Below are 18978 nucleotides of genomic sequence, written 5' to 3'. Positions count from 1 at the left end.
CGCCCGGTTGCGGGGGCTCGCTCACGTCCGCGACGGTGGGATCCGGGCCGGGCGCGGCCGCCGGGGCCCCGGGTACGAGAAGACCGTACGAGAAGACCCCCCACGCACCCGCCAGAGCCAACCTACCCTTGCTGCCTTCCGGCCCTGGGGGAGTTCAGTCAGATAGCGCCGCGTGAGGGGCTGAGGCCCAGCGTACCTGATCGCCGGGGGGCCGAACGAGTTCGCTAGCACCCTCCAGCGTCATGTAATGTTTCCGGCGGAGGATTCGCCTAGAGGCCTAGGGCGCACGCTTGGAAAGCGTGTTGGGGGCAACCCCTCACGAGTTCGAATCTCGTATCCTCCGCCAGTGCCTCACCGGGCACGATGTCGAAGGGCCCCACCGTTCGCGGTGGGGCCCTTCGACGTTTCTCGGACGATCGAAGGCCGTCACCGGGCGCGCCGGCGGGGTCAGAGGTAGCGGCGAATGGGCCGGACCGCGGCCTCGCGGGCGCGCTGGAGCGGGGAGCGTCTCTTCCAGCGGCCGGACCGCATCCGTTCGCTGGCGGCGACGTCCGTGTCGAAATGGGCGTCGATCGTGGCCGTGAAGTCGTGGTCCAGGACGGCGAGCATGACTTCCTCGTCGTGGTCGAGGGAACGCCGGTTGAAGTTGGTCGAGCCGACGAGGGCCGCGGTGCGGTCCACGGTGATGACCTTCGCGTGCATCATGGTCGGCTGGTACTGGTAGATCTTCACCCCGCAGCCGAGCAGGTCCTCGTAGAAGCGCTGTCCGGCCAGTTGGCAGACCCGCTTGTCGGTGTGCGGTCCGGGCAGCAGGATCTCCACCTCCACCCCGCGGCGGGCGGCGGCGCACAGCAATTCGATGAAGTGGGCGTCCGGGGAGAAATAGGCGGTGGCCAGCCGGAGCCGCTCCTCGGCGGACTCGATGACCACCCGGATCAGGGTTTGCATGTCCTGCCAGCCGAAGCTGGCCGAACCGCGCACGACCTGCACCACCGCGTCGCCCTGCGGGCTGTGCAGGGTGAACCGGTCGCGGTCGTCGAAGAGTTCGTCGTGGCACTCCGCCCAGTTCTGCGCGAAGGCGGCCGCGATGCCGTCCACGGCGGGCCCGCGCACCTCGACGTGGGTGTCCCGCCACTCCTGCGGGTTGCGGGCGTCGCCGCACCACTCCTCGGCGATGCCCACACCACCGGTGAACGCCACCTGCTCGTCCACGACGAGGACCTTGCGGTGGCAGCGGTGGTTCTGCTTGAGCAGCGACAGGTAGAGCGGCTTGCGGAACCAGGCCACCTGCACGCCCGCCCGCCCCATCTCCACCAGCAGGTCCTTGTCGATGAGCCGGCTGCCGAAGCCGTCCAGCAGCAGCCGTACCCGGATCCCCGCCCGGGCCCGGTCCGCCAGCGCGTGCGCGAACTCGCGGGCGATGGCGCCCTTCCAGTACACGAACGTCATCATGTCCACCGTGTGCTCGGCGGAGCGGATGGCGTCGAGCATCGCGGGGAAGATCTCGTCACCGTTGCGCAGGGCCACCAGCGCGTTCCCTTCGGTGGCCGCGATGCCGATCAGGCGCTCCAGCCTGCGCCGGATGCGCACGGCGCGCTCGGCGGGCGTCCTGCGGCCGCGGTCGAGGTGATCCGCGGGCTCCGCCATGTCCTGAGTGGTGGTCATCCTGTCCTCCCCCTCGGCCCCCTCGGCCGACCCTTGCGATCGTCGGGTCCGGGCCGACACAGCGCCGTTTACCCCCTTCCTCGCCGCACACGCTCCGGTGCCTCGGGAGTCAGGCGAGCGTCTCGCGTGCGGCGGCGATGATGGCGCGGGCGCGGGGGAAGTCGCGGAGTTGTTCCGCCAGCAGGTCCAGCGCCGGCAGCAGCGAGCGGGCCGGGACGCTGCGGGCGGTCAGGATCTCGCCGGTCCAGGTGAGGAAGTGGGTGAAGAGGTCCTCGTCGTCCACGTACAGGGCCGCGGCCAGGAACTCCACGATGTGGGCGAGGTCCTCGGCGGTGCGTTCACGCTGGTCGTCGTCATAGCCGCGCATGGCGGGGAAGCGCTGTTCCAGTCCCTGGAGGGTCTCGCGGACCAGGGTGCGGGAGGTCCGGGTGACCAGGGTGAATTCCTGGTCGGACAGATGCGGCAGGTCGTCGATGGCCTGGTGGGGTGCCCTCGGCCGGGGCAGGGGGCCGGCGGCGAGCCGGTCGGCGGCGGCGCGGGCCTCGGGCGCCCAGGCGTCGGCACCCAGTTGACGGGCCCAGCGGCCGTCGGCGCCGAAGGCGAGGCCGCCGACCATGACCGGTGTGCCGACCGCCTGGACGGCGGTGATCGCGGCGTGCGCCATCGGCAGGCGGGTGGACAGGGCGGCGGACAGGCACACCGTGTCCGCCCCGGTGCGATGGACATGGCTGACCAGGTGGGCGGTGGGCACCTGGGCGCCCAGGTAGCCGACCTGCCAGCCGCGCAGTCGCAGCGTCTCGGCGAGCAGGCGGGCGGGCAGCGCGTGCCATTCCTTGTCCACGCAGGCCACCGTCACCCGGCCGAGGAACGTGGTGGGGCGATCGGCGGACAGGGCGGCGATGACACGGTCGTTGATGGCGGTGGCGGCGTGCTCCTCGACGACGCTCAGGCGGTTGGCGGCCCACTCGGCGCCCACCCTGTGCTGGACCGCGCCGATGACCTCCAGCAACACCGTCTCCGCGTCCAGTCCCGCCGCCAGGGCGCTGCCGACGACGTCGAGGGCGCTGTGCTCGTCCGCCGCCCGGACGCTGCTCCAGAGCTTGTCGGCCCACGCCACGGCCCGCTCGTCGCGCCGGGCGGAGGCCAGCCGGGAGCCGATGTGGTGCCGGGCGGGCTCCTCGTCGCGGTCCGAGGCCGCAGTGGTCGTCATGGGGTGCGTCTGCCCGGATTCGTTCCGTCCACGGCACCGAGGTGCGCACCTTGGGGTGCGGTGATGGCGAGGACGGCGATGTCGTCGTGCCGGCCGTCGCCGATCCATGCGTCGGCCAGCATCTGGATCCGTTCGACGACGGCCTCGGCGGGCATGCCGGCGCACTCGGCGAGCGCCCGCTTCAGGCGCCGCTCCCCGAACATGGCGTCCCCGAGCGGCCCTCCCTTCGCCTCGGTGACGCCGTCGGTGTACAGCAGGCAGGTCTCCCCCGGCGCGAGCCGGACCTCGGCGGAGCGGGAGTCGATCGTCGGCAGCGCACCGATCAGGGTGCCGCCGGTGTCGGCCTCCTCGACTGTGCCGTCCCGGCGCACGATCAGCGCCGGCGGGTGGCCGGCGGCGGTGACCCGCAGCACCACGTCACTCCCCTCCCGGTGGGTGGAGGCGAGCACGAGCGTGGCGAACCGGATGCTGCCGCTGCCCAGCAGGGCGTTGTTCAGCAGCCGCAGCAGCCTGGCGTGGTCGTCGGCCATCGGCAGCAGGGCCTGCACCGTGTTGCGGATCTTGCCCGTGATCACGGCGGCCTCCAGGCCCTTGCCGGCCACGTCGCCCAGGACGGCGAGGGTCTCGGGGCAGTCCTCGCTGGGCGGGTGGACGTCGTAGAAGTCCCCGCCGATGCGGTCGGTGTCGACACTGGCCCGGTAGCCGCCGGCGAACTCCACGCCCTCGACCTGACGCAGCGACGGCGGCAGGAGGTCCCGCATGAGGATGTCGGTGATGGTGTTCTGCTCGGCGTAGAGCCACGCGGCCGACATCGCCGCGCCGGCCCGGGCGGCGAAGAGGCCGGCGAACGCCTCCTCCGACTCGTTGAAACGCCGCTGCCGCTCCCGGCGCAGCAGCACCAGCGCGCCGGCCGCGACTCCGTGCCCCGGCAGGGGTGTGACCACCAGCGAACCGACCTCACCGAACCCTTCGGGGATCAGCCAGTCGGACGCGGCGGCGGGGTCGATCCAGCGCGAGGGCACCGGGGGGAAGCCGCGCAGCGCCTCGGCCAGTCCCGGCACCGCCTCGGCCTGGGCGGGGATCGTGGTCCGCGTGATGCGGCCCTCGTGGTCACAGATGACCGCGGGCAGTTTCCCGGCCCTGGTGGGGGAGATGACCAGGGCGGCATCGGCCAGATGCTCGGCGGCCAGACGCGCGGTGATCTCCATGCACCGGTCCAGGTTCAGCGACGCGAGCAGGGCCGTCGAGGCTTCGGTGAGGAACCTCGCCCGCTCGCGTTCGGCCTTCAGCTCTTCGGTGGCCGACCGGTAGGCGGTCTCCTCCACCAGCCACCACGCCGTGTCCCCGCCGGGAAGCAGGGACGGGTGTGCGGAGAAGGAGCGGCTGCCCACCGTGCCGGTGACCGGCACGGCGTCCGGAGCACCCTGTACGGCGGCGAGCCACCCGGGGGACGGCAGGGGCTGCTCGGTGCGGGCGTCGGGGAGAAGCGTCAGGGCCGCTTCATTGAGTTCCACCACCCGCCCGGCAGGATCCACGACCACCACCGGGCAGGGGGCGGTGGCCGCGGTCACCAGGCTTGTGGCGCCGGGACGGGAGCCATCCAGTGAAGTCATGAACGGGGGCCCGGCGCTCGGGCCCTCCACTTCACACGTCGAAAGGTTGTCATCGGGCAAACATCCCTCACGTGTGTGCCGCTCTGCAACCGCCCGCCGCCCTGCCTCCGTTCGAGTCCACAGTTTCTTCACGGAAACGACCGGGGCGAACGACCGGGGCCGCCCGGCGGCGCACCTCCCCGGCCGCCCCCACCTCAGCCGATGGCCGCCGGCATGGCCCGCACGTCGTACCCGAGGCGGATCGTGTCCCCGGTGGCGGGGTCGGACAGCTCCACGCTCCAGCCGTCGCCGAACTGGTCGACGCCCGGCGTCATCGGAATCGTGCCGGAGATCAGGACCGTGCCGGGTGTGAGCGCGTCGCGCGAGCGCAGGACGTCGATCCAGTAGGCGGGGGCGAGGAGTTCGGCGAGGGTGCCGTGCTGGATCTCCGTCGAGGTGTCGCCGTGGGTGACCCAGGCGCGCAGGGTGAGTGCGTCGAGGCGGGACTCCACGTCGGCGAGGCGCCAGGCGCGGCGGGCGAGGACGTCGGGACCGGCGTTCTTGCTCCAGGCCACGCCGTGCACCTCCAGGTCGCGGTCGGTGTGGTCGCAGGCGGCGGTCAGCAGGAGTTCGCCGCCGCCCGCCACGACGAGGGCCCACTCCGCCTCGCCGGAGGTGTGCCCGTGCTGGGCGTGGACCCGGTCGGTCTGCTGGGCGAGGTAGGGGGAGACGGGATACAGGGCGGGTGTCACGGACGGGCCGGGGACGCCCAGTTCGGCGAGTTCCGCGACGTGCGCGGCGACGTCCTCCTGGCTGCGTCCGGCGTACCCGGCGTTGAGGACCTGGACGACGTCGACCTGGCGCGTCGATCCGTCGGGCAGTTCGAAGGTCAGCACGGCCATGGGGGCACTCCAAGGGATCGGGTCCGCAGAGCGGGTCCGCGGTCGAAGTTCTCACGCAGGGGGCTTGCGCATACGACCTGTATACAAGAAGTATGCCGGAAGGTCGATGTCCCCCGACGTCCCCGAGCAAGGATGGGAACCATGCCCGACACCCCGAAGGACGACGCGAGCGCGTCCGATCGGCACTCCGGCGTCCGCCGGGCCTTCGTCGCGAGCCTGACCGGTACGGCCCTGGAGTGGTACGACTTCGCCGTCTACTCCGCGGCCGCGGCCCTGGTCTTCGGCGACCTGTTCTTCCCCTCGGAGGACCCGCTCACCGGCACGCTCCTGGCGTTCTCCACCTACGCGGTCGGCTATGTGTCGCGCCCGCTCGGCGGGTTCGTCTTCGGTCGCCTCGGTGATGTGATCGGCCGCAAGAAGGTGCTGATCGCCACGCTGGTCCTCATCGGCGCGGCGACGTTCCTGATCGGCGTCCTGCCCGCGTACTCGACGGCAGGCGTGGCCGCCCCGATCGCCCTGGTCGTGCTGCGCTTCGCGCAGGGCGTCGGCGTCGGCGGCGAGTGGGGCGGTGCCGTACTGCTGTCCAGCGAGTTCGGGGATCCACGGCGCCGCGGCTTCTACGCCTCCGCCGCGCAGGTCGGCCCGCCGGCCGGAAACCTGCTGGCCAACGGTGTCCTGGCCGCTCTCGGCGCACTGCTGACCGAGGCGCAGTTCGAGTCCTGGGGCTGGCGTGTGGCGTTCCTGTTCTCCGGCGTGCTCGTCGCGTTCGGGCTGTGGATCCGGGCGAAGCTGGAGGAGACCCCGGTGTTCAAGGCGATGGAGGCCGAGCGCTCCCGGCCGGAGGCGCCGATCCGCGAGGTGTTCACCACCCAGCCGCGCGCCCTGGCGGCCGCGATCCTGTGCCGGGTCGGCCCCGACGTGCTGTACGCCATGTTCACCGTCTTCGTCCTGACGTACGCCACCGAGGAACTCGGCATGTCACGCGGTTCCGCCCTCGCGGCCGTGCTCATCGGCTCCTCGATCCAGGTCTTCCTCATGCCCCTGGCTGGCGCCCTGTCCGACCGGGTCAACCGCCGGCTGCTGTACGGCGGTGCCGCGGTGGCCGCCGGTCTGTGGCCCTTCGTGTTCTTCCCTATGGTCGGCGGCGGCACCTGGCTGCCCCTCGCCACCGGAGTCGTCGTGGGCCTGGTGATCCACTGCTGCCTGTACGGCCCGCAGGCCGCCTTCATCACCGAACAGTTCGAACCCCGGCTGCGCTCCACCGGTGCGTCGCTGGCCTACACCCTGGCCGGCATCATCGGCGGCGCCATCGCCCCGCTGCTGTTCACCAGCCTGCTCAGCGCCTACGGCACCTGGGTTCCGCTGGCCGTGTACATCGCCCTCGCCTCGGCCGTCTCCCTCGTCGGCGTCCGGCTGGGGCGCGACCCCGAGGCCGCGGTCGACGAGGACGCCGCCCTCGCTTCCCCGAAGGCGCCGCACACCGCGGACGCCTCCCCCACCCGCTTCTGAAAAGGACGCACCGTGCGGATCGCCCTGAGCCAGCTCACCACCGGACCCGACCCCGGGAAGAACCTCCTGCTCGTCGAGGAATGGACACGGCGCGCGGCGGACGCCGGAGCCCGCGTCGTCGTCTTCCCGGAGGCGTCGATGGCCTGCTTCGGCACCCCGTTGGCACCGCTCGCCGAGCCCTTGGACGGGCCGTGGGCCGACGGCGTGCGGCGGATCGCCCGCGACGCCGGCACCGTCGTCGTGGCTGGCATGTTCACCCCGGCCGCCGGGGGCCGGGTGGCCAACACCCTGCTCGCCACCGGGCCCGGCGTCGAGGCGTCGTACGACAAGATCCACCTCTACGACGCCTTCGGCTTCCGTGAGTCCGACACCGTCGCCGCGGGTTCGACCCCGACGGTCATCGACGTGGACGGCGTACGACTGGGCCTGGCCACCTGCTACGACGTCCGTTTCCCGGAGCTGTTCCGGGCGCATGCCGACGCCGGAGCCGTCGGCACACTGCTGGCCGCGTCCTGGGGCGCGGGGCCGGGCAAGCCGGAGCAGTGGGAGCTGCTGGTGCGGGCCCGCGCGCTGGACGCCACGGTGTGGCTCGCCGCCGTCGGCCAGGCCGACCCCGGCGCGGGCGGCGGCCCGGGTTCCGCCCCGACGGGGATCGGGCACAGCCTCGTCGCCGGACCCGACGGGACCGTGCGGCACGCTCTGGGCGCCGAGCCCGAGCTGCTGGTGGCGGACCTGGACACCGACGAGGTCGCCGCCGTACGGCAGCGGACGTCCGTACTGGCCAACAGGCGCCCGGAGGTGTGGGGATGAGCAAGCCCGAGCTGGAGTTCCATCTGCCCGACGGACCTTGGCGGAGCCCGGCCGGTGCGGGCCCGGGCGTCGAGGAGCGGGTCCTGGCCGACGATCCCGAGGGCGGATCCCGTACCGCGCTGGTGCGCTGGGCGCCGGGCACCGACACCTCCGCGGACGGGGTGAGCCGCCACGACTTCTGGGAGGAGGTCTACCTCGTCGAGGGAGCGATGCACGACCTGACGCTCGAGAAGACCTTCGTCGCCGGGATGTACGCCTGCCGCCCGCCCGGGATGCCGCACGGCCCCTGGTCCTCCCGGGACGGCGTCACCATGCTGGTGATCACCTACCCCGCGCGCTAGCCGGCGAGCAGCACCTTGAGCGTCGACTCCAGGTGGTGATCGATGGCGGCCCACGCGGCCTGCGCGTCACCGGCCTCCAGCGCGTCCAGGATGGCCTCGTGCTCCTCCAGCACCGCTTCCTGACGTCCCTGCTGGTTGAAGAGAGCGACCACTCCGGCACGGACCTGGCGGCTGCGCAGGCCCTCGTAATGCCGGTCGAGCAGGGCGTTGCCGACGGCGGACACCAGGACGGCGTGGAAGCGGTGGTCCACGGCGATGAACTCCCGCGCCTGTTCGGCGCCGGTGAGCTCGCGCTGTCGGTCCAGCAGCGACCGCAGCTCGGTCACCGGCGCTCCGCCACCGGCCACGAGCTGCTGGGCGGCGTACCGCTCGACGATGCCCCGCAACTCCATGAGCTCGCGGATCTCCCGTCCCGTCAGCGGGGACACCCGGGCGCCCCGCTTGGGCACCAGCTCGACCAGGTCCTCGGCGGCGAGCTGGAGCAGCGCCTCGCGGACGGGAGTGCGGGAGACGCCGATACGGTCCGCGAGCTCCTGCTCCGAGAGGAAGGCGCCCTGCATGCCCGGATCAGTCAGCACCGTGTCCTTGAGATAGGCGTACGCCTTCTCACGACCGGACGTCATCGCAACCCCCAGTTTTCGTATACACCTTGTATACGAAGGTTATCAGCTCGCAAAATCGCAGGTCAGTGGCGTGACCTGGTTGTTACCTGATGATCTGTGCCGACAGCCACAGCAACTCGGCCGAACCTGGGCTCATACTGAGCCATGACAAAGCCTGCGGCACCGAAGCGTCACCTTCCCACGAGCCCCTTCAAGGCCCCGGTCACACCGGCTCCCAAGCACTTCGCGGTGGGCGATCAGGTCACACATGATGTGTACGGCCTCGGCCGCGTGATCGGCATCGAGGACGGAATCGCGGCTCTCGTGGATTTCGGCTCGGCGCAGAGGCGGATGCTGAGCCCGTACGCCAAGATGACCAAGTTGTAGGACCACCGTGCCCGATCAGGGCATGCCAGGTCCCTTCCGGGACCTGTACCGAAAGAGAGACCTCTCATCGAACCGACTTCGCTGTTCTCCGCCGTGGAGGGGCAACCCCGCCGTTCCGTCGCGGCCTCGCCGCCTCCGGCCACGAACCCCTTCCAGGCCCCGGACTTCGGGGTGGACGAGACTTTCCTGCCCGAGGAAGTAGAGGAGCCCGCCCCCGGCCCGCGCGCGGCGCGACCCAAGGCGGCCTAGCTCCACGAGCGACGGCAACATCGCCGACCGACCTCGGGCCAGAGGGCCGGACCGCAAGAGCGGTCCGGCCCTCTGGCGTCAGACCAGTTCGGGCTGCGGCTTCGGCTGCGGGGTGAGGGCGGGCTTCGGGTCCCACTGGGTCGTCGTGCGGATGAAGGCCGCGATCACTGATGTCATCGCCAGGACGAGGAGGGGGCCGGCGAGCCAGGGGTGGTCGGCCATCTCGGTCGGCAGGTAGCGGTAGGACGTCAGCAGGGCCGCGAAGACCACGGTGCCGTGGACGACGAGGCGGGTCGCCTGGCGGTCCCAGCCGCGGGCCTGGGCGCGCAGGGCCGCTTCGATGGTGAGGGTGAAGACGACGCCGGCGACCAGGTCGACGCCGTAGTGGTAGCCGAAGCCCAGGGTGGCGCCGATGGTGGCGAGCAGCCAGAAGGTGCCGGCGAAGCGCAGGAACCGCGGGCCGGTGCGGGTGTGGACGAAGATCGCGGTCGCCCAGGCCGTGTGCAGGCTGGGCATGCAGTTGCGGGGCGTGATCGCGTCGAACGGCATCGCCTGCGGGGTGATCAGCGGAGGTGCCGTCTCCGGCCACAGGTTGACCGCCGCCCACTGGCCGCCGTCGGCGCCGTAGGCGAAGATCGGGCCGACGACCGGGAAGATCATGTAGATCGCCGGGCCGAGGAGGCCGATCGTCAGGAAGGTGCGCACCAGGTGGTGGCGGGGGAAGCGGCGCTCGGTGGCCACGTTGCGGAGCTGGTACAGGGCGGCGCACACCGCGGCCACCGCCAGCTGGACGTAGACCCAGTCCAGGACGTGGGCGCCGACCGGTCCGGTGGCCCGCACGAGCCGGCCGACCAGCCAGGACGGGTTGCCGAGCGCGTGGTCGGCGGTCGCCACGTACTGGTCGAGCACCGTGTAGCGGGTCTTCGACGTGATCAGCAGCCAGGTGTCGCCGGTCTTGCGGCCGGCCACCAGCAGCAGAGCCAGGCCCACGCCCTTCAGCAGCAGGATCCGCTCGCGGCCGGTGCGGCGGGTGACGGCGAGGACGGCGCAGCCCAGGACGACCAGCAGTGCGCCGTTGCCGAAGGGGTGCCCGTCGGGGACTCTGACACCGGTTCCGGAGATCCAGCGCACGAGCACGATGACGAGGTCGATGCCTATCGCGGTGCCGGCCGCGATGAAACGCTCGCGCCAGGTGAGGACCACCATCATCAGCGCCATGCCCGCATAGAGCAGAAAGCCTGATTTAGGCGGGAATATCACCTCTCGCATTTGATTGGTGATCGGTCCCGGTACGCCGTAGCGCCGCGCGGCGATCTCCAGCGCGATGAGGAATCCGAGGCCCACCAGGGCCGCCGTACCCCACAGCACCACCCGCGGCCGGAGCCACGTGGCGGACGTAGTCCTGGGTCTTATTCGCGAGAGCACCCGCGACGCTATAGATATCAATTGATTTGGCCGTTTTGTCAGATAGATGAGGATATTGAATCGTTAGTCAGTTCGATCATGCTATCCGAGTTGCGCACGAGAGTTCCCCTGGTTACGGCAAGGAAAATACGAGAAGGGAATTCCGGTCAGCGCCTCTTGAATTCCACCGGGCCCGCGTTCATCTCGATGGTGCCGTCGGTGTGCAGGACCGGACGGCGTTCGGTCATGCGGGCGCTGTAGGCCTCGATGTGCTGGATCGCCGCGCCGTCGGGCGAGGTGAAGTCGACCAGGGCGATGGCCACCCAGTACCGGGTCTTGGTGTTCTCGAAGAGGGGCACCGTCACGGTCGAGCCGCGGTCGTCGGTGACCACGACCTTCGCGCCGAAGCTGCGGAAGGAGCCGAAGCCGTTGCTGAGCGCGGAGTAGGCGCACAGCAGGACGTAGCCCTGCTCGTCGGGGCGCACGATCCGGAGCGTCTCGCGGCCTGGGGCCCGGGAGTCGCCGTCGAGGTGGACGAACGGGCGGTTCTTCAGGGAGCCCAGGCGCTTGTAGTAGACGACGTCGGCGCCCTTGCCCTTCTTCGCCGTCCCCGCCTCGGGCGCGGGGGCCGAGCCCTTCTTCCGGGTCCGCAGCGAACCGGGCGGCTGCTCGCCGCGCACCGCCTTGGACGCCGGCACGAACAGGGCGTAGAGGTCGAGGTCGGCGCCCTTCTTGCGGCGCTGGTCGCTGCCGCCGTCCCACTCCAGGGTCGCCGTGACCACCAGCTCGCGGTCCGCCTTGTCCAGGCTCATCGAGACCTGGCTGCCCTTGTCGAGGCTGATGGTGCCGAGCGGCGGCTTGCGCAGGCTCATCGGCGGCGCGGCGGTCACCGTCGGCGCCTGGGCCTCGGGGGCCTCCTGGGGCTGCCCGGGTTCCTCGGCCGGCTCCTGCGTCACGTCGATGCCGAAGTCCGTCGCCAGCCCGGCCAGGCCGTTCGCGTACCCCTGGCCGATGGCCCGCAGCTTCCAGCCCTCGCCCCTGCGGTAGAGCTCCACCAGCAGTACGGCGCGTTCGCCGTCGGTGAGGGCCGGCGGGCGGAAGTGGACCGGGTCGGCGCCCGGTTGGGAGGCGCGGATCAGGACGTCCTTCACCTCGCGGAAGGTGCGGCTCGCGTCGTCGGGGTCGCAGCTGCCGACCAGGACCACCCGGTCCACGTCCGCCGGCAGCGCGGCCGGGTCCACCTCGATGCGCTCGCCGCCCGCCGCGTCGGCGGCGACGTGCCGTACCGCGTCGGACTCGGCGGACGGCTGGTTGTAGAAGACCAGGTCGTCGTCGGACCGGACCTTGCCGTCCGCCGCCACCAGCAGGGCGCTGAGGTCGACGGTGCCGCCCACGGCGTGCAGTTCGGCGACGACGGGCCCGGGGCCCATCGCGATGTTCCCGCCCTTGCTCAGTTCCGGCATGCCGCCCACCCCTTGAAAAATCCCCCACCGCTTTCACGCCACCCTGTCACACCGGGCCCGGAACGAAAGGGTGTTCGCCTGCGAGGGGCGGGCGTGCCCTCAGCGCGGTTCGCGCACCACCGCCGTCTCCCCCGCGGGCACGGCTACCGAGCCCGGCGCCGGCTTGCCGGTCAACAGTTCCGTGGCGTTCTGGGCCACCGCGACCTCGGCGGGGCGGTCGGTGTGATTGATGAGGAAGAGGTAGTCGGCGTCCGGGCCGCGCCGCAGGACCGCCTCCACGCCGGGAGCGGTCTCGCGCACCGGCCGCACCCCGGCCTCGGTGCGGATGCGGTCCAGGAGCACGGCGAGGGTCGGCTCGTCGGGCAGCGTGGCCAGATACCAGCTCGTTCCGGCGCCGAGGCGGTGACGTGTCACCGCCGGCACTCCGGTCAGGGGACCGGTCGTGTACGACTCGACCGGCTCGGCACCGGACAGCCGTACCCGTTCCGACCACAGCGTTCCGGTGCCGCCGCCGCTCAGGCCGACCGACTCGCCGTGCAGCAGCGGGAACAGCTCGTCGGTCCGTACGCCGAGCGCCTCGCGGAACGCGCCCGGGTAACCGCCCAGCCGGACATGGCAGTTCGCGTCGACCGCGCCGCTGTGGAAACCGACGGCGAGGGTGCCGCCGCGCTCCGCGAAGCCGGTGAGGTTGGCCGCGCCCGCGTCGTCCACCAGGTACAGGCTCGGGGCCAGCACCAGGCGGTACGGCGACAGATCGGCGTCCGGGCGCACGAAGTCCACCGCCACGCCGGCCCGCCACAGCGGCTCGTACCAGGCGCGGACCAGGTCCTGGAAGCGCAGCTCACCGCTCGGCTGGGAGGGGAGCTCCATGGCCCAGCGGGCGTTCCAGTCCCAGACGACGGCCACTTCGGCCGTGCCGACGCTGCCGCGCACCTCGGCCAGCGCCTTCAGGTCGGCACCGAGCCGGACCACGTCCTGCCAGATGCGGCTGTCGGTGCCGGCGTGCGGCAGCATCGCCGAGTGCCACTGCTCGGCACCCGCCTTCGCCGCCCGCCACTGGAAGTACGCGATGCCGTCCGCGCCCCGGGCGACATGGGCGAGCGCGTTGCGCCGCATTTCGCCGGGGCCCTTCGCCCTGTTCACCGGCTGCCAGTTGACCGCGCCCGTCGAGTGCTCCATCAGCAGCCACGGGCCGCCCGCGAGGGAGCGGACCAGGTCGCCGCTGAGCGCGATGTCGATCTCGGACTCGGGGTCGGCCGACTGGAGGTAGTGGTCGTTGGAGACGACGTCCAGCTTCGGGGCCCAGCGCCAGTAGTCCAGCGCGTCGAAGTTGTACATCACCATGAAGTTGGTGGTGGCGGGGATCTCCGGGGCCGCCTCCAGCAGCACCCGGCGCTCCGCCTCGTACAGCGAGAGCAGTTCGTCGCTGGAGAAGCGGCGCCAGTCGAGCTGCTGAGTGGGGTTCGGGACAGCGCCGGTGGGGCGGGGCGGCAGGATCTCGTCCCAGTCGTAGTACCACTGGCTCCAGAACCGGGTTCCCCAGGCGTCGTTGAGGGCGTCCAGGTCGTCCGCGTAGCGCCTGCGCAGCCAGCGCCGGAACGCGGCCGCGCTCTCGTCGCAGTAGCACTCGGCGTTGTGGCAGCCGTACTCGTTGTGGACGTGCCACATCGCCAGCGCCGGGTGGTCCGCGTACCGCCGGGCGAGCTCGCCCGCCATCCGCAGTGCCGCCTGACGGTAGGCCGGGCTCGACGGGCAGAACGTCTGGCGGCTGCCGTACGACAGTCCCCTGCCGTCCTTGTCGACGGGCAGTGCCTCGGGGTGGGCGCGGAAGAACCACGCCGGGGGCGCCGCGGTCGGGGTCGCGAGGTCGGCCGCGATGCCGTGGCCGTGCAGCAGGTCGAGGACGCGGTCCAGGAGGGAGAAGTCGTAGCTGCCCTCGCTCGGTTCCAGCAGCGCCCAGGAGAAGATGCCGACGCTGACCATGGTCACCCCGGCCTCGCGCATCAGGCGCATGTCCTCGGCCCAGACCTCCTCGGGCCACTGCTCGGGGTTGTAGTCGCCGCCGTAGGCGATGCCGGGGACGGACAGTTCGCGCTTCATCGGGCGGCTCCTCCGAGGAGTCGGCGGGTGGTGGCCACGCCCCACTCGTCCAGGGACAGCAGGCGGTCGCTGGAGGCCATCAGGCCGCCGGTCGCCTCGACATGGGCGGCCCACCGCTCCCGGGTCTCCACGGCCGGGCGGGCCATCAGGCAGTCGGGGTCGTTGATCCAGAGGCGGCCGTGCTGCCACTGGCGGCCGGCGCCGGTGAACTCGGCCGGGTCCTGGCCGGGCTGGCTGTGGTCGTCGGCCTCCGGGCGGCGGTGCGGGGCCGTGTCGGGGCTGACCCGCATCGCGTCGAACAGGCCGAGGGAGGGCAGCATCGGCGCTCCGCAGCCCAGCAGATAGGCGTCCGCGCCGATCGCCTCACGGATCAGCCGGATGCCGTCCCGGTAGGCGGTCAGCGCGTCCGTCTCCGTGTCGTGCCGGACGCCGGCCAAGGCGCCCGCGTACAGGAAGTCGACCTTGAAGTAGTCGTAGCCCTCGGCGCGCAGCGTCCGGAAGACCTCCGTCAGACACGCCGCCGCCCCGGGGTGGGTGGTGTCCAGGACGCGCAGGTCGTGGCCCCAGTTGCGGCCGGCGTGAGTGAAGTCGCCGTCCTCGTCCCGCACCAGCCACTCCGGGTGCTCGGCGGCCAGGTCGCTCGCCGGGTCGACCAGGAAGGGTGCCGTCCAGATGCCGGCGCGGCGGCCGCGGGCGCGGATGGCGTCCGCGATGCCGGCGCGGGAGCGGAAGCGGCCGGAGAGGGTGAGCCAGTCGCCGAGGGCCTTCTGGTAGCCGTCGTCGATCTGGACGACGTCGACGGGCAGGTCGAGGGTGTCCATCGCGCGGAGGTTCTCGTGGATGTCGTCCTCGGTGACGGTGGTGAAGTACTCGTACCAGGAGCACCAGACCGTCGGCGCCGGGCGGGGAGCGGGCAGCCCGAGGCTGTCCGCCCAGTCGCCCAGCACCGACTGGATGCCGGTCCCCGACCACTCCTTCACCGGGCCGTCGGCGCTGACCTCGGCGATGTCGCCGTCCGTCAGGACCAGCCGGACGGACGGGACCCCGCTGAGGGGATCCGTCGCCGCCCACAGCCGGACCGGGGAGCCGTCGCCGGGGTCGAGCGCGAGCAGGCCCTCGCCCTGGAAGGTGCCCTCGGGGACGGTGACGCCGGGGCGATAACAGACCGTCGCCCAGTTGTCGTTGGTCGCACGGAACGGCCGCTCGCCCAGGGCGTAGGCACCGCTCGGGCTCCAGGACTGCCAGCCCTCCTCGTGGACGCGGGCCCTGCGGGGGTCCACGGACACCGAGGCGACCGGGGTGAAGGGGTTGTGCACGGAGGTCTCTTTCAGGCCGAGGGCGGTCAGCCCTTGTTGGCGCCCAGCGTCAGTCCGCTGACGAACTGCCGCTGGAGCACGAAGTACACGATCAGCGTGGGGATCGCGGTGAGCAGGGCGCCGGCGGCGACCAGGTTGGGGTCGGTGAAGTACGCGCCGGAGAGGTTGTTCAGGGCCGAGGTGACCGGCATGTTCTCGCCGGTCGAGATCAGCACGAGGGCCCAGAAGAAGTCGTTGTAGATCCAGATGGACAACAGCGTCGCCAGGGCGGCCATCGCCGGGCGGCACAGCGGCAGCACGATCTGCCAGTACTGCCGCCACACCGAGGCGCCGTCGACCAGCGCGGCCTCGGTCAGCTCGTGCGGCAGCGTGCGCATGTAGTTGCTGAGCACGAAGGCGCAGAAGCCGGACTGGAAAGCGACATGAATCAACACCAGGCCGAGCGCGGAGTCGTAGAGCTTGCCGCTCATGGTGATGCCGGGCAGGTCGATCAGCAGGTACAGCCGGTACAGCGGGGTGATGATGACCTGCTGCGGCAGCAGGTTGCCGGCCGTGAAGACCAGCAGCAGCGCCAGGTTGAGGCGGAAGTCGAAGCGGCTGACGTAGAACGCGACCATCGAGGACAGGAACAGCGTCAACAGCACCGCCGGCACGGCGATGATCATGGTGTTGACGAAGTAGTGGCTCATGTCCGACTGCGTGAACGCGTTCGTGAAGTTGTCGAAGTTCAGCGTGTCCGGCCAGGACACGTATCCCTTCTCGCTCGTCTCCGAGTACGGCCGCAGCGCCGCGTAGACCGCCCAGAGCAGCGGTGCGAGCCAGGCCAGCGCCGCGCCGGCGAGGAAGAGGTGCAGCAGGATCCGGGCCGGGCGCAGGGGCGTACGGGGCTTGGTCATGGCGGTCGTACTCATGCGCGCCGCTCCTTCCGGAAGGTGGCCACCAGGTAGGGGATGATCACGACGAGGGAGATCAGCAGCAGCACGACCGCGATCGCGGAGCCGTATCCGATGCGGCTGGACTCGCCGATGATGTTGTTGGTGACCAGGATCGAGAGCAGCTCGGTGCCCTGTGCGCCCTTGTTGAAGACGAAGACCAGGTCGAAGGCGCGCAGCGCCTCGATGATGGTGACGACCAGGACGACTGTGTTGGTGGGGCGCAGCGTCGGGAAGATGACGTTCTTGAACGTCTGCCACTCGTTGGCGCCGTCTAGCGCGGACGCCTCCCGCAGCGAGGGGTCGACGCCCTTCAGGCCGGCCAGGTAGAGGATCATCATGTAGCCGGTGTGGCGCCAGGACGCGGCGACGAGGATCGCCCAGAGGTTGAGGTCCGGGTCGCCGATCCAGTCGATGTACTTACCCGGCTCGTTGGCCCCGATGACGCTGTTGATCAGGCCGGTGTCGGGGTTGTAGATCAGCTGCCAGACGAAGCCGATGACGGCCATCGACATCACGACGGGCAGGAAGAACGCGGTCTGGTACACCCTGCTGAAGCGGATCCGCTTGTCCAGCTGCACGGCCAGGAACAGACCGAGCGGGGTCGGGATCACGATCAGGACGACGAACCAGATGACGTTGTGCTGGACGGCGGGCCAGAACTGCGGGTTGTTGGAGAACAGTTCCTTGAAGTTCTCCAGGCCGACCCACTTGATCGAGTCGAAGCCAATGCCGTCCCAGGTGGTGAAGGCCAGCGCCACGGAGGCGAGGGCCGTCACCCACACGAGGGCGATGTGCAGGATCGTCGGCAGGCCCGCCATCAGACCGAGGGTGAGCCGGTCGCGGCGGGTCAGCAGTCGGCGGTGTCCCTGGGACACCTTCTTCGCGGGGGCAGCGCCCGGAGGCGGCACGGCGGCCGCCTCCGGGATCTCCTTGGTGGTCTGTGTGGTCATGTCGATCAGCCCGACGCGAAGATCGTCTTCTTCTGGCGCTCGATCGAGGACAGCAGGCCATCGACGCCCTTGGGGTCACGGACGAACTTCTGCAGCGCGGGCTGCATCACCGTGGAGGTGAAGTCCGGGCGGGAGTCGCGGTCCATGAACTGGGTCAGGGACTTGGCGCCGGCGATCATGTCGTACGCCTTCTTCTGAAGGGCCGTGTACGAGGAGGTGTCGGCCTTGGTGGAGGCGTGCACCGAGCTCGGGTCGGACTTGAGGTAGACGGTCTCGGCCTCCGGGGTGCCGAGGAACTCCAGCAGCTTGACGGCCTCGGCCTTGTTCTTGGGGCTCTTGCTCATCATGAAGCCGTCGGTCGGCGCCTCGACGGTGTCCTGCCCGAACTGCGGGTCGATCTCCGGGAAGGCGAAGAAGTCGAGGTCGTCCAGGGCGGCCTTGTCGGTGAACTGCTGGGCCACGAAGGTGCCGAGGAGGTACATGCCGGCCTTCTTGGAGGCCAGCGTCTGGGCCGCGTCCTGCCAGGTGCGGCCCATGGCGCCCTCCTGGTGGTACGGGAGGATCTCGGTCCACAGGTCGAAGACCTTGCGCACCTTGGCGTCGGTCCAGGAGGCCTTGCCCGCCATCAGCTCGACGTGGAAGTCGTAGCCGTTCTGGCGGAAGTTGATCTGGTCGAAGGTGCCGAGCGCGGGCCAGGCGTCCTTGTCGCCGAAGGCGATCGGGACCAGCTTGTCCTTCTGCATCTGCTTGCACAGCGCGACGAAGTCGTCCCAGGTGGTGGGGACTTCGTAGCCGTTCTCCTGGAAGACGCTCTTCCGGTAGAAGATCGCCCACGGGTACGTGTACAGCGGCACGAAGTAGTACTTGCCGTCCTCGCCCTTGCTGAGCTTGTGCATCGCTTCGGGGAAGTTGTCCCCGATGGTCTTCCACACGTCGTCGATCGGCGTGGCCAGTCCCTTGGCCGCGAAGAACTGCATCCGGTAGCCGGCGAACCAGGTGAACACGTCGTCCGGCGTGCCCTGGAGGTAGGAGTTGATCTGCTCCTGGAAGGTGTTGGAGTCCTTGGTGTTCACGTCGACCGTGATGCCGGACTTCTTCTTGTAGGCCGCGTAGATGTCCGCGAACGCCTTCTTCGGCACGGCGTCGGACGCCTTGGAGCCGAGGGTGACGGTCTTCGGGTCGCTCGCCGTGCCGCTGCCGCCGCAGGCGCTCAACAGCGGGATGCCCGCGCCGAGAACGGCGGCGCCGCCTATGCCGCGCAGCATCGTGCGGCGGCTCGGCGAGGGCAGTGAGAGACCGGAGGGGGAGAAGTGCTGCATCTACGGCTCCTGATGGCAGGGTTCGATCGTGAGGGTGGACGTGTTGAAGTCCGTCGCAATCGATCAGAAATCAACTTGACCGAACACGGTGGCGCAATAACAGCCGTATGTCTGGTCATGCGTCAAGGGATGGCGATCGACGTTTCGGAAACGTGACTGAGATCTCGAACCCGCGTTCAACAGGGAGATGATCGAACTCCCGTACGCCACGAAGATCGCGCCGC

At 70.6% G+C, this 18978-nt stretch carries 16 protein-coding genes, 1 tRNA gene and 1 other RNA gene; 5 read left to right on the top strand and 13 right to left on the bottom strand.

What is annotated here, in order from left to right:
- Positions 1–88: 88 nt before the first annotated feature.
- An RNA gene (gene ffs, locus CP983_RS22405) (signal recognition particle sRNA small type) lies at positions 89–185 on the bottom strand.
- A 73-nt stretch (positions 186–258) separates the two neighbouring features.
- On the opposite strand from ffs, the gene CP983_RS22400 reads away from it, so the two are divergent.
- Positions 259–346 (top strand) — tRNA-Ser (locus CP983_RS22400).
- A 101-nt stretch (positions 347–447) separates the two neighbouring features.
- On the opposite strand, the gene CP983_RS22395 is transcribed toward CP983_RS22400, so the two are convergent.
- From CP983_RS22395 to CP983_RS22380, 4 genes are all read right to left on the bottom strand, one after another.
- Positions 448–1647 carry a phospholipase D-like domain-containing protein gene (locus CP983_RS22395; RefSeq protein WP_229915011.1) on the bottom strand — a complete coding sequence of 400 codons (1200 nt, stop codon included), beginning with the start codon at positions 1645–1647 and terminating at the stop codon, positions 448–450.
- 127 nt (positions 1648–1774) lie between these two features.
- Entirely contained in the window at positions 1775–2875 is a 1101-nt protein-coding gene (locus tag CP983_RS22390) for a cobalamin B12-binding domain-containing protein (protein WP_150501365.1), read from the bottom strand.
- Positions 2872–4488 carry a PP2C family protein-serine/threonine phosphatase gene (locus CP983_RS22385; RefSeq protein ID WP_150501363.1) on the bottom strand — a complete coding sequence of 539 codons (1617 nt, stop codon included), beginning with the start codon at positions 4486–4488 and terminating at the stop codon, positions 2872–2874. Before CP983_RS22385 ends, CP983_RS22390 begins: the two co-directional genes overlap by 4 nt.
- Before the next feature lie 194 nt (positions 4489–4682).
- Complete coding sequence (locus CP983_RS22380; RefSeq protein WP_150501361.1) at positions 4683–5369, bottom strand: DUF2848 domain-containing protein; 687 nt, start codon at positions 5367–5369, stop codon at positions 4683–4685.
- A 141-nt stretch (positions 5370–5510) separates the two neighbouring features.
- Here CP983_RS22380 and CP983_RS22375 point away from each other — a divergent pair, with 141 nt between their 5' ends.
- From CP983_RS22375 to CP983_RS22365, 3 genes are read left to right on the top strand one after another with little or no spacing between them, the layout of a single operon-like run.
- Positions 5511–6878 (top strand): MFS transporter, encoded by a 1368-nt coding sequence (locus CP983_RS22375; protein ID WP_150501359.1) that lies wholly within the window; start codon positions 5511–5513, stop codon positions 6876–6878.
- A gap of 12 nt (positions 6879–6890) precedes the next feature.
- Positions 6891–7688 carry a carbon-nitrogen hydrolase family protein gene (locus CP983_RS22370; RefSeq protein ID WP_150501358.1) on the top strand — a complete coding sequence of 266 codons (798 nt, stop codon included), beginning with the start codon at positions 6891–6893 and terminating at the stop codon, positions 7686–7688.
- On the top strand, positions 7685–8029 hold the full coding sequence (locus CP983_RS22365; RefSeq protein ID WP_150501356.1) for a cupin domain-containing protein: 345 nt from the start codon (positions 7685–7687) through the stop codon (positions 8027–8029). Before CP983_RS22370 ends, CP983_RS22365 begins: the two co-directional genes overlap by 4 nt.
- Here CP983_RS22365 and CP983_RS22360 read toward each other — a convergent pair.
- Positions 8026–8652 carry a GntR family transcriptional regulator gene (locus CP983_RS22360; RefSeq protein WP_107905111.1) on the bottom strand — a complete coding sequence of 209 codons (627 nt, stop codon included), beginning with the start codon at positions 8650–8652 and terminating at the stop codon, positions 8026–8028. The genes CP983_RS22365 and CP983_RS22360 overlap by 4 nt on opposite strands.
- Positions 8653–8796: 144 nt before the next feature.
- On the opposite strand from CP983_RS22360, the gene CP983_RS22355 reads away from it, so the two are divergent.
- Positions 8797–9018: a hypothetical protein gene (locus CP983_RS22355; RefSeq protein WP_030948552.1), complete on the top strand. Its 222-nt coding sequence runs from the start codon at positions 8797–8799 to the stop codon at positions 9016–9018.
- A 327-nt stretch (positions 9019–9345) separates the two neighbouring features.
- On the opposite strand, the gene CP983_RS22345 is transcribed toward CP983_RS22355, so the two are convergent.
- From CP983_RS22345 to CP983_RS22315, 7 genes are all read right to left on the bottom strand, one after another.
- Entirely contained in the window at positions 9346–10638 is a 1293-nt protein-coding gene (locus CP983_RS22345) for a phosphatase PAP2 family protein (RefSeq protein ID WP_373309884.1), read from the bottom strand.
- A 200-nt stretch (positions 10639–10838) separates the two neighbouring features.
- Positions 10839–12134 (bottom strand): TerD family protein, encoded by a 1296-nt coding sequence (locus CP983_RS22340; protein ID WP_229915004.1) that lies wholly within the window; start codon positions 12132–12134, stop codon positions 10839–10841.
- A 99-nt stretch (positions 12135–12233) separates the two neighbouring features.
- The gene (locus tag CP983_RS22335) at positions 12234–14234 is read right to left on the bottom strand and encodes a beta-galactosidase (protein WP_150501354.1); all 2001 of its coding nucleotides are present in this window, start codon (positions 14232–14234) and stop codon (positions 12234–12236) included.
- Positions 14231–15550, bottom strand: coding sequence for a glycoside hydrolase family 36 protein (locus CP983_RS22330; protein WP_150501352.1), 1320 nt, complete (start codon positions 15548–15550; stop codon positions 14231–14233). Before CP983_RS22330 ends, CP983_RS22335 begins: the two co-directional genes overlap by 4 nt.
- A gap of 26 nt (positions 15551–15576) precedes the next feature.
- Complete coding sequence (locus tag CP983_RS22325) at positions 15577–16461, bottom strand: carbohydrate ABC transporter permease (protein ID WP_107905104.1); 885 nt, start codon at positions 16459–16461, stop codon at positions 15577–15579.
- Positions 16458–17435, bottom strand: coding sequence for a carbohydrate ABC transporter permease (locus tag CP983_RS22320; protein ID WP_150501350.1), 978 nt, complete (start codon positions 17433–17435; stop codon positions 16458–16460). The genes CP983_RS22325 and CP983_RS22320 overlap by 4 nt, the downstream gene beginning before the upstream one ends.
- A gap of 5 nt (positions 17436–17440) precedes the next feature.
- Positions 17441–18754, bottom strand: a complete 1314-nt coding sequence (locus tag CP983_RS22315) for an ABC transporter substrate-binding protein (protein WP_107905100.1) — start codon at positions 18752–18754, stop codon at positions 17441–17443.
- Between the last annotated feature and the right edge of the window lie 224 nt (positions 18755–18978).

The sequence above is a fragment of the Streptomyces chartreusis genome, assembly GCF_008704715.1.
In the GTDB taxonomy this organism is placed as follows: Bacteria; Actinomycetota; Actinomycetes; order Streptomycetales; family Streptomycetaceae; genus Streptomyces; species Streptomyces chartreusis.
The sequence above is the reverse complement of the archived record's forward strand: the minus strand, read 5'-3'. Positions and strand labels throughout refer to the sequence as shown.